11 protein-coding genes are annotated in these 11295 nt (G+C 37.5%); 4 read left to right on the top strand and 7 right to left on the bottom strand.

Annotated features, from left to right (window positions below):
- Position 1: 1 nt before the first annotated feature.
- The 6 genes from J2R98_RS12960 to J2R98_RS12935 form a co-directional block, all read right to left on the bottom strand.
- The gene (locus J2R98_RS12960; protein ID WP_307069664.1) at positions 2-1177 is read right to left on the bottom strand and encodes an acetyl-CoA C-acetyltransferase; all 1176 of its coding nucleotides are present in this window, start codon (positions 1175-1177) and stop codon (positions 2-4) included.
- 30 nt (positions 1178-1207) lie between these two features.
- Positions 1208-3592 carry a 3-hydroxyacyl-CoA dehydrogenase/enoyl-CoA hydratase family protein gene (locus J2R98_RS12955; protein ID WP_307069662.1) on the bottom strand — a complete coding sequence of 795 codons (2385 nt, stop codon included), beginning with the start codon at positions 3590-3592 and terminating at the stop codon, positions 1208-1210.
- 149 nt (positions 3593-3741) lie between these two features.
- Positions 3742-4659 carry a proline dehydrogenase family protein gene (locus J2R98_RS12950; protein WP_307069661.1) on the bottom strand — a complete coding sequence of 306 codons (918 nt, stop codon included), beginning with the start codon at positions 4657-4659 and terminating at the stop codon, positions 3742-3744.
- 540 nt (positions 4660-5199) lie between these two features.
- Positions 5200-5406, bottom strand: coding sequence for a copper chaperone CopZ (gene copZ, locus J2R98_RS12945; RefSeq protein ID WP_307069659.1), 207 nt, complete (start codon positions 5404-5406; stop codon positions 5200-5202).
- Between the two features lie 70 nt (positions 5407-5476).
- A complete protein-coding gene (locus J2R98_RS12940; RefSeq protein WP_307069658.1) occupies positions 5477-5962 on the bottom strand; it encodes a PCYCGC motif-containing (lipo)protein in 486 nt (161 codons plus the stop codon).
- Between the two features lie 74 nt (positions 5963-6036).
- The gene (locus J2R98_RS12935) at positions 6037-6426 is read right to left on the bottom strand and encodes a DUF302 domain-containing protein (RefSeq protein ID WP_307069656.1); all 390 of its coding nucleotides are present in this window, start codon (positions 6424-6426) and stop codon (positions 6037-6039) included.
- A 167-nt stretch (positions 6427-6593) separates the two neighbouring features.
- On the opposite strand from J2R98_RS12935, the gene J2R98_RS12930 reads away from it, so the two are divergent.
- The 4 genes from J2R98_RS12930 to J2R98_RS12915 all read left to right on the top strand — a co-directional run bounded on the left by J2R98_RS12930 (position 6594) and on the right by J2R98_RS12915 (position 9885).
- Positions 6594-7742, top strand: coding sequence for a metal ABC transporter solute-binding protein, Zn/Mn family (locus J2R98_RS12930; protein WP_307069655.1), 1149 nt, complete (start codon positions 6594-6596; stop codon positions 7740-7742).
- A gap of 108 nt (positions 7743-7850) precedes the next feature.
- On the top strand, positions 7851-8603 hold the full coding sequence (locus J2R98_RS12925) for a metal ABC transporter ATP-binding protein (RefSeq protein WP_307069653.1): 753 nt from the start codon (positions 7851-7853) through the stop codon (positions 8601-8603).
- A 20-nt stretch (positions 8604-8623) separates the two neighbouring features.
- Positions 8624-9469, top strand: coding sequence for a metal ABC transporter permease (locus tag J2R98_RS12920; RefSeq protein WP_307069652.1), 846 nt, complete (start codon positions 8624-8626; stop codon positions 9467-9469).
- 5 nt (positions 9470-9474) lie between these two features.
- Positions 9475-9885: a Fur family transcriptional regulator gene (locus J2R98_RS12915; protein WP_307069649.1), complete on the top strand. Its 411-nt coding sequence runs from the start codon at positions 9475-9477 to the stop codon at positions 9883-9885.
- A gap of 47 nt (positions 9886-9932) precedes the next feature.
- Here the strand turns inward: J2R98_RS12915 and ftsW are convergent, their stop codons facing one another.
- Positions 9933-11060, bottom strand: coding sequence for a putative lipid II flippase FtsW (gene ftsW, locus J2R98_RS12910; RefSeq protein WP_370872003.1), 1128 nt, complete (start codon positions 11058-11060; stop codon positions 9933-9935).
- Positions 11061-11295 lie beyond the last annotated feature (235 nt).

Below are 11295 nucleotides of genomic sequence, written 5' to 3'. Positions count from 1 at the left end.
ATTATAGTAATTCAAATACACCAGCAGCGCCCATACCGCCACCGATACACATCGTCACGACACCGTACTTGACGTCACGGCGCTTCATTTCATGAACTAGCGATAGTGTTAGTTTCGTACCTGTGCAACCTAATGGGTGGCCCAATGCAATTGCACCACCGTTAACGTTTACGATCTCTTCATCTAGATTTAATTCACGGCAAACTTGTAAAGCTTGTGAAGCGAATGCTTCATTTAACTCAAATAAACCGATGTCGTCTAAAGAAAGACCAGCTAGCTCTACAGCTTTAGGAATAGCTTCAACTGGACCGACACCCATTACTTCTGGTTCTACACCAGCTACAGTAAATGAGCGGAACTTAGCCATAGGTTGAAGTCCTTCTTTTTCAGCTTTTTCACGGTCCATCACTAACACAGATGCTGCACCATCACTCATTTGAGATGAGTTACCTGCTGTTACTGAACCTTTTACATTGAAAGCTGGCTTCAACTTTGCTAAACCTTCCATACTAGTACCTTCACGTACACCTTCATCTTGTGAAAGTGTTACCGTGCGCTCTTGAACTTTGTTATCTGGTCCAATTGTTCGGTCTGTTACTTCTACTGGGACAATTTCGTCATCGAATTTGCCTTCAGCCAGTGCCTTTGCTGCTCTTTCGTGACTGCGAACAGCAAAAGCATCTTGATCTTCGCGGCTAACGCCGTAACGATTGGCCACTTCTTCAGCTGTATGCCCCATACTCATATAATATTCTGGTGCTTCATCAACTAAAGTTGGGTTTGGCTTAATGACGTTACCGCCCATTGGAATCATTGACATTGATTCTGCTCCACCAGCAATAATCGTGTCAGAATAACCTAGCATAATACGCTCCGCTGCATAGGCAATACTTTGTAGTCCAGAAGAGCAATAACGGTTAATCGTAATGCCTGGTACATCATTATCTAAACCTGCTAAACCTGCAATTTGTCTAGCCATATTCATACCTTGCTCAGCTTCTGGCATGGCACATCCAATGATGACATCATCGACATTGCCATCATAATTGTTAGCGCGCTTTAACGTTTCTTTTACTGTTAAAGCAGCTAAATCATCTGGACGTGTATGAGCAAGTGTTCCTTTATTTGCTTTACCAACAGGTGTTCTTGCACCTGATACAATAACTGCTTCTCTCACGATTGATCCTCCTCTTACGTTGGATTTTTATTAGTTACGCAAAGGCTTACCCTTTTGTAACATGTGAATCATACGTTCTTGTGTCTTTTGTTCACCGACTAGGCTTAAGAATGCTTCGCGCTCTAAATCTAGTAAGTACTGTTCTTCTACTTTTGTTCCAGATTTAATTTGGCCACCAGCTAATACGTTTGCTAGTTTCTTAGCGATCTTAATGTCATGCTCTGAAGCATAGCCGCTTAACTGCATTTGCTTTGCACCTAACACCATCGTTGCGTAACCAGCCTCACCAACTACTGGTACTTTCTCTTGTTTCGGTGGCTGATAACCCGCTTTGTCTAAAGCAAGCACTTTATTTTTCGCATCATAAATTTGGTGATCACCGTTGAAGCTAATTGATTCTGGTCCATTTAGGAAGCCATGTTCAACCGCCTCAGCTGCAGAAGTTGATACTTTACCTGTTGCGATTTTCTCAAAGACGTCATTTGCAACTTTTTGTAAATCTAAATCAACACCTTCAGGTAGACCATTCAACTGGTTAATGTAGAATTCTTTGTTTCCACCACCACCAGGAATTAGACCAACACCAGCTTCAACTAAGCCCATATAAGTTTCAGGCGAAGCTTGTTGTGCTGCAGTCGGAAGTACAATCTCTGTACCGCCACCTAATGTCATACCATATGGTGCTGCAACAACTGGCTTTTCGTTAAACTTAATGTTTTGCATCGCTTGTTGGAACTGTTTAATAACGATATCAATTTCAAAGAAGTTAAACTCTTGAGCTTCCATTAAAATCATCGCTAAGTTAGCACCAACGCAGAAGTTGTTACCTTGGTTACCGATTACTAAACCACGGTAATTGTTATTTACTTCTTCAAGGGATTGGTTGATCATTTGAATGACATCTAAACCAATTGAGTTATTTGGAGATGTGAATTCAAGTAAAGCAACATCATCACCAATGTCTATTAAACTAGCTCCACTATTTTTCTTAATGACACCATTAGCATCTTTGTGAAGTTTTAAGTTAATTTCTTTTTCATTCACTTTCTTCTCAACATATTCACCATTATGGTAGAAATATAGTTTGCCGTTTTCACGCTTGTAGAAAGTCTCAAAGCCTTTGTCTAACATATCTGTAACCCAAGTTGGGACTTCAGAACCTTCTTCTTGCATACGTTTAACAGCTTTCTCAACGCCAATCGCTTCCCACATTTCAAATGGGCCGATTTCCCAACCGAAGCCCCACTTCATAGCGTCATCGATTTGCGTTATATCATCAGCAATCTCACCTAAAAGTTCTGCTGAATAAATTAATGTCGGCTTCGAAATGTTCCACACTAAGTCACCAGCACGGTCACCTTTAGCAGATACAAGCGCTTTCAACTTACGCTTCGGTCCTTTTTCTTGCTTAGCAGCACCAGAAGCTTGTGTTTTAAGCTTTTGTTGTTCTTGATCATACTCAAGTGTTTCAGGGTTTAGTTCATAAATGACACTACCTTTTTCACCTTTTTGCTTTTGGTAGAATCCTTTGCCTGATTTAGCACCTAGCATGCCTTTTTCATTCATTTGTTTCATGAAATCAGGTACGTCGAATACTTTCTGTTCTTCACCTTCGACTTTGTCATAAACGTTTTTAGCAACGTGGATAAATGTATCTAATCCGACTACATCTAGTGTACGGAATGTCGCACTCTTCGGACGGCCAATCATTGGTCCTGTCACAGAGTCTACCTCACCGACACTATAGCCACCTTTTAGCATTTCTTGTACAGTGACTAGTAAGCCGTATGTACCAATACGGTTTGCGATAAAGTTTGGTGTATCTTTTGCTTCAACTACACCTTTTCCTAATACGTCTTCGCTAAAGCGTTTCATATTCTCTAACACTTCTGGGTCCGTATCTTTCGTCGGAATCACTTCTAATAACTTTAAGTAACGCGGTGGGTTAAAGAAGTGCGTACCTAAGAAATGTTTCTTAAAGTCTTCTGAACGCCCTTCAGCCATTGCTTCAATTGAAATACCTGACGTATTTGAACTCACGATACTACCTTCTGAGCGGTGTTCATCAACTTGAGCGTATACTTTTTGTTTAATCTCTAAGTTTTCAACAACGACTTCAATAATCCAATCAACGTCTTTTAGATCTTGCATGTTGTCTTCAAAGTTACCAACTGAAACTAGATCTAAACTTTTCTTCGTCGTAATTGGAGATGGATTTTGTTTTAATAATTTTTTCTTGTTTTCTGCCGCAATTTTATTGCGCGCACGTGGATCTTGTTTCTCTTCTTCTGATAAATCTTTAGGAACAATATCAAGCATTAACGTAGGAATGCCTAAATTTGCTAAATGCGCTGCAATTCCTGCTCCCATTACCCCTGAACCTAGGACTGCTGCGCGCTTAATTCTTCCATTCATGAATGCTCCCCCTATCCGTTATTTAGTTTGAATGAATACTCATTCATTTTTGTTTAAAAAATTTTGGATAGCAAGCTATCCAAAAAATTCATCTGTTTATACTATAAAATATTTTCAGACATTTCGCAAACATTTATCTATAATAAAATTTATTTCTTAAACACACCTCTTAATACAAATAAAACATTGGCTGGTCGTTCAGCTAGTCGACGCATGTTATAACCGAACCAATCACGGCCATAAGGTACATAAACTCTTACGTTATAACCTTGTTCAACTAACGCCTCTTTAAGTTCGTTTCTCATACCGTATAACATTTGAAATTCAAATTGGTCAGTTGGAATATTATTTTCTTTAACATATTGCTTCGTAAATTCGATCATTGCATCATCGTGTGATCCAAGAGCAGTAAAGTTCCCGTTGTCTAAATGCAATGCAATCAGTTTTTTCAAGTTCTCATCAACGTCTTTCTTTTCAGGATAAGCGACTTCTGCTGATTCTTTATATGCACCTTTAACCAATCGTATATTGGGGCTGTACTTATTTAAACGTTGTAGATCCTCTTCTGTACGATACAAATAAGACTGTAACACAGTGCTTAATAAATCGTACTCTTCTTTTAACGTTTCGAAAATGGTTACCGTCTTTTCACAACGTTCGTAGTCTTCCATGTCAATTGTAACTAGCACATTATGCTCTTTCCCTGCGTCTAAAATTCGGCGCATGTTATTTAATACTAGATCATCAGAAATATCAAGACCCATAGACGTCATTTTGACTGATACTTGAGAATCTAAGTTTAATTTATCGATTACTTTAATCGATTTAATCGTTTCTTTTGTACGTTCAATGGCTTCTTCCTTATCAGTTACATATTCACCTAAGTGGTCTAATGTGACTGACATTCCTTTTTGATTTAGCTTACGGATCTTTTCAGCGGCATGGCCAATGTTCGTCCCTGCTACGAAACGGCTAGCTCCGAACCTAAACCCATAACGCTTCGCAAGCGCTGTTAATAATTTATTGTTAGATAAAAATAAGAAAAATTGGCGTAATACTTTCTCCATGTCTACTCCCCCAGTCGTAAGTGCATTTCTATGAAACCGTTTTCTATTTTATCATTTTCTGACTAAAATTTTAATTGTTTTTTATGTAAAATAACTAAGTTTAACTATTAAAAAATAAAAAAGCACTGGGACAAACTCCAGATTAATACACAAAACCCGAACGAAATCAGAAATAGATTTCATTCGGGTTTATCTTTTAATCACCGCTCCATCAAAATGCTTCGCTTTCACCCGCAGGGCACAAGTGCAACATCTGCTCAAACTCCCTAAGGTCGTTTGTCGCAGTGTTTTCTTTGCCGGGGCGGCTGGTGAGCCAAGCTACTACTTCGAGTAACCTCCTTGTGCTTTGCACCGAGGAAGCCTACTTCGAAGCATAGCTAGAAGACACAGGTGCATCCCCGGGGTCTCACCCTGGCCTTTGCTCCCACAGGAGTCTACGCATTTTGATTCCGCTCAGTAATTGCTCAACTAACATAAAATACCAAAAGTAAGTGTTTCACAACATTTCTTTCCTTTTGTGCCATCCACTTGTATGCTTTATTAATTTGTTACATCATAACCTTGTTCTTCAATTGCTTCTTTAACTTCTTCAGTGCTAACCGTATCTTCATCAAAGCTAACATCAACTTTGCCACTGTCTAAATGAACCTCTACTGAGGCAATGCCATCTAAGTTTTTCAATGCATTTTGAACAGCTTGTTTACAATTACCACAAGACATACCTTGTACATTTAACGTTAATTCCATCTAATGTCCCCTACCTTTCAACCTTTTCTTTATTATTGCGTATTTTCTGATATTTTTCAATCATAAACTTCTATTCAGGCATTGGAGTTGGTGTAGGTTCTAAGTCTGTGTCTTCATACTGAGCGTCAATTGCTTCGCGAATCTCAACTATATCATAGCCTTCATCATGCATTTGTTTAGCCTCACGGGCTATATCAACACAGATCGTTCAACCAAAGCCCATTTGATCAATTTCAGCTATACCATCATTAACACCTTCTACAAAACAATCACGATTGCTTTCATGCCCCATTTCATAACAACCGCAATAACAAGGCATGTACGACAATAAATCGCCGTGATGGATCGCAATTTCATAAGCTTCTTTCATTGGCTCCAATGCTTCGTCTTTAAAAACATCAGCTAGTTGCGGTGACCAAGCTTGTTCTTCTACATTATAAGTTAACCCTTCTAATGAGGAATCATACTTAATTCCCGCCTCATTTTCGCTAATAGGATCCGAACATGCAGCCAAGATCGTAAGTAGAAGCACTATTACTAGGAAGTATTTCTTCATAGCCCTATTCCTTTCTAATATATTGTACAAACTCAATATATCATAAAAATTAGTACTATTTTTTATCAATTTCATTACGATTTAGCTTGATCAATTGCTTTAACCATTGTTTCTTCTATATCTTGTGCAAATTGTGTTACCTCTTCCTTCTCAATGTAACTCAATAATACAGTTGGTTTCGGCATACCAATTTTCGTCGTTCCTTCACTTTCATAAACAACGACTTTACATGGTAAGAAGTAACTTACTTTTTCCTCCATCCCTAATACTTCCTTTGCTGCTTTCGGATTACAAACTTCTAAAATGCGATAGGTTTGATCAAAATCGTCAAACCCTTTTTGGTGTAATGTCTCTTTCACATCAAAATCCCACAACACACCGAACTTCACCTCTTGCAGTGACTTAGTTAACGCTTCAACTGCTTCATCAACTGACTTACTCGTCGTTACCGTATAATCAAACATGCTAAACCCTCCATTAATAATCATTTATTTTCAGTCTACCCAATATAGTAGGTATTGAAAACTTTTTATAAATCGTAATAATTACTATTTACAAATCGTAATGGTTACGATATAATTCTTTTGGTTACTTAAAAAACGGAAAATAACAGTAAAGGGAGAGAAACAAGTTGAAATTATTTAAAGGTTTTATTTTTATTACTCTTTTATTTATTTTAGCCGCTTGCGGTGGAGAATCTGAAGAAGAAACTAAAGCTGATGACAATGGGGACACTCCATCAGAAGAAACTGTAGATGAAGAAATAATTGAAGAAGAACTTGGAACGATTGTCACTTCAATTTACCCGATTGAATATATCATATCTGAAATTGCTGGAGACCTAGTTGGTGTAGAAACAGTAATTCCTCCAGGCGCAGATGCTCACGTATATGAGCCATCTACTAGAGAAATGATCGAATTAGCAGATAGCGATGCTTTCTTCTATATCGGTGAAGGTATGGAAGTATTCGCTGAGACGATGGCAAACACTATTGAAGATGAAGGTGTTTATACATTTGCCCTTTCAAAGTATGAAGAGGAATTATTTATGGAATATGATGATGAGCACAGCGATGATCACGACCACGGTCATGAAGATGAGCACAACCATGAAGATGATCACAATCATGAAGACGATCACAACCATGAAGATGATCACAACCATGAGGATGATCACAACCATGAGGATGATCACAACCATGAAGATGAAGATCACGACCATGACCACGGACACGATCATGATCATGACCATGGTGACTTTGATCCACACTTTTGGTTAGATCCATCTCGTATGATTGCGGTTGGTCAAGTGATTTTAGATGAACTAAAGGACATTTATCCAGACCACGCTGATTTACTAGAAGAAAACTATGAACAATTTGCTAACAACATGCTAGAGTTAGACACAACTTTCCAAGAAGCTTTAACAGTTGATGAAGATGTTAATATTTTAGTTGCTCACGAGGCTTTCGGTTATTGGGAACAAGCTTACGGTATTAACCAATATGGCATCCGCGGCTTATCATCGTCTCAAGAGCCATCACAGCGAGAGCTTCAAGAGCTATTTGAGTCATTAGACGACTTAAATATCCATCATGTCATCTTGGAAAAAAATCGTGAAGACCGTTTAGCGCAAACTATTGCGGATGAATTTGATCTAGCAGTATATGAATTACACAACTTAGAAACATTAACAGAAGAAGATATTGAAAATGGCAATGACTATATTGATATTATGCTAGAAAACCTAGACGTTTTACTAGAAACAATCGAAGAATAATATGTTATGATAATAAAGGCGAAAAGCGGACTAATTATAGTTCGCCCATCGCCTTTCTTTTCTTGTTTATTGTTAATTTTAATTACCTCTTTGGAAGGAGGAGTTACCGTGACGAATTTAATTACTGTTAACGGTGTGACGCACCGATATGATAAGCACAAAGTACTTGAAGATGTCAGTTTTACAATTGAAACTGGTTCATTCGTCGGTTTGGTCGGCCCAAACGGCTCTGGTAAAACGACGATTATTAAACTAATTCTTGGACTTGAAAAGCTACAGAAAGGTTCGATTGAAGCATTTGGAAAGCCAATCGAAAAGTTTCACAATAAAGGACATGTTAGCTTCGTCTCACAAAAAGCCAACTCGTTCAGTCGAGGGTTTCCTGCAACGGCTAAAGAGGTCGTTAGTATGGGGTTAACGTCTAAAGTGAGCTTACTTCGTCCAACTACTAAAAAATATGAGTATTTAATTTTTGAAGCATTAGATCGCGTCAATATGATGGAGTATGCTAACCATAATATCGGTGACTTATCAGGCGGACAACAACAACGAATTTTCATCGCACGCGCGATCGTTAACAACCCAAGTCTATTAATCTTAGATGAACCGACAGTTGGCGTTGATACAGAAAACGTCCAGCAATTCTACCAACTATTATCTCAATTAAATGAAGAATTAGGGATTACGCTAATTCTCGTTTCACACGATATTGGAACAATTACGACACATGTTACTGACTTATTATGTTTAAACAAATCTGTTCATTATCACGGTAATCCGGGCGACTTTGAACATATGACAGATGAACAAAGGTCAAAAATTTACGGACACGACATGCACACAATTACGCATGATCATTAACGTCGATTGGAGGGGCAATTGTGTTAGATGCTATATTAAACTTTGAAATTTTACGAAATACGTTTTACACCGGATTAATTGTTGGTTTACTTGCCCCTTTATTAGGGACATTTATTGTTGTACGTCGCTTGTCACTCATTGCAGATGGACTGTCTCACGTGACGTTAGCAGGAATTTCTTTTGGTTTATTTATGCAAAAGAAATATACACTACTCGCGCTGACACCGTTTCACACAGGGATTATATTTTCGATTATCGGTGCGATTGTCATTGAAAATTTACGAGGCGTATATAAAGCTTTCCAAGAGATTGCCATTCCAATCACGTTGTCTATTGGTGTTGGCTTAAGTGTCGTATTTATTGCGATGGCTGATGGAATCAATACGGATATATATGCGTATTTATTCGGCTCAGTAGCTGCTGTTAGCCGTTCTGATTTATATTTAGTTTTATTTACTGCTGTTTTCGTCATCGTTGTTATCATTTTTTTATATAAAGAACTATTTGCTTTATCATTTGATGAAGAATTCGCTACAGTATCAGGTATACGTGCTAAAATCATTCATTATTTATTTATCATTATGACAGCTTTAGTCATTGCTGCATCAATTCGAATTGTTGGTGTTTTACTAGTTTCTGCCTTAATGACTTTACCTGTTGCTACAGCAATGCGTATAGCAAAAAGCTTTAAACAAACGATTGTCTATAGTATCATTTTTGGTGAATTTGCTGTTATAATAGGTTTAATTGCAGGTTATTATTTAGAGATCCCACCAGGTGGGACGATTGTTATTACATCTGCTATATTACTAGGCTTAACATTATTAATTAAGAAATGGTATTTGGCTTATATTTATAAAGGGTGAGCGTTATGAATCTTGAGAAAGCTTTAGGTCTTTTGAAGCAAGAGGGCTATAAATATACGAAGAAAAGAGAAGATATATTAGAATATTTCACTGAAGAAGATGGTTACCGTACAGCAAGTGACCTCCTTAACTTCATGGGTGAAAGATATGGTGGGTTAAGTTATGACACGATTTATCGTAACTTACATCTATTTCGTGAGCTTAACATTTTAGAATCGACGGATTTAAATGGTGAGAAACATTTCCGTTTAGCTTGTGATCATCATGAGCACCACCATCATTTTATATGCCAATCTTGTGGTAAAACGAAAACAATTGATGCTTGCCCTATGAATTTTATTCAACAAGACTTTCCTGGTTATACGATTGAAAATCATAAATTCGAAATTTACGGACGCTGCCCAAGTTGTCAATAAAGTAAAGGTCCTTTCTCTAATTGAGAAAAGACCTTTTTTTAATGGATTTAATTTGTTCCCTCTCTTCTTGAAATGTTTCCTTTAATAGCAATATTCATTAAGACTCCTAAAAGGAAAAAGGTAATTAACATCGATGAACCACCGTAACTAATTAACGGTAATGTAATACCTGTAATCGGCATAAGCCCTGATACGGCAGCAAAGTTAATCATCGCTTGAGTTACGATTTGGAATGTAATACCGAATGCTAACAATCGACCGAAACCATCAGGTGCTCTTTTTGCAATTAAAATACCTTTGAACATAAAGACAAAGTATATGCTAATAACAGCTACTGCACCAATAAGACCTAGTTCTTCTGCAATGATCGACATAATAAAGTCAGTATGTGCTTCAGGGAGGAAGCCTGACTTTTGAACACTATTTGCTAAACCGACACCTGTAACTTGTCCGTTTGCGATCGCTATTAATGAGTGAATTAACTGATAACCATCCCCAGCAGGGTCAGCAAATGGATCTAAAAAAGATGTAAACCTTCCCATTCGATAATCTGCCCCCAAAATTAACAGAACCACACCAACAACTGCTGTAGTACCTAAAAAAAGTAAGTGGTGAATTCTAATACCAGCAAATAATAAAATCATCCCACAAGCTAAAATGATTGAAGCTGCAGTACCTAAATCTGGTTGTAATACGATTAAACCACCTACAAAAGCTAGCACTAATAAAGGTGGCAATACACCTTGTCCAAAATGGTGCAACTTATTTCGCTTATTCGTATAAACTTTAGCAAAATACAAAATCATGGCTACTTTGGCTAATTCAGACGGTTGGAATAATACAGGTCCTAAACTTAACCACCTCGTTGAGAAGTTACGCTCCACCCCAACACCGGGAATTAACACTAAGACGAGCATAACTAGAGTTGCAATGATTAATAGCTTAATAAAATTACCTAATTTTCTATACGAAAATAGACTGACGACTAAAAAGACCGCCAAGCCTAAAATAACCCAAAGTCGTTGTCTATTAAAATAAAATGATGGATTATCTATATCTGGATTCATCCCTGCATAAACAAAGCTGGCACTATAAACCATAACAAGGCCAATACAAGATAGAATCACAATCATGATAAATAAGGGATAATCTATATTTCGTAAATGTTGCTTCAATTCGAACACGCTCCTATATCTACCATCATAACGGAAAATCAAACCATATGGATAGTAGAATTTAGGACTATTTTATAAAAAATTTAAGACGATAGATTTTTCTTGGCGAATTTTGTCGGCTATGAGCTATTTGAATATATCTATTAAGGTTAGTATCAAAATTGGACACACTCTAAGGCAAAATGTTTCCATGAAATTAAGTCTAGAAAAGGTAGGGGTAATTATGCCAGAAAAA

The sequence above is a fragment of the Alkalibacillus filiformis genome, assembly GCF_030814115.1.
GTDB classification, from domain to species: domain Bacteria; phylum Bacillota; class Bacilli; order Bacillales; family Alkalibacillaceae; genus Alkalibacillus; species Alkalibacillus filiformis.
Note: the sequence above shows the minus strand (reverse complement) of the source record. Positions and strands in the feature narration are given on the sequence as shown.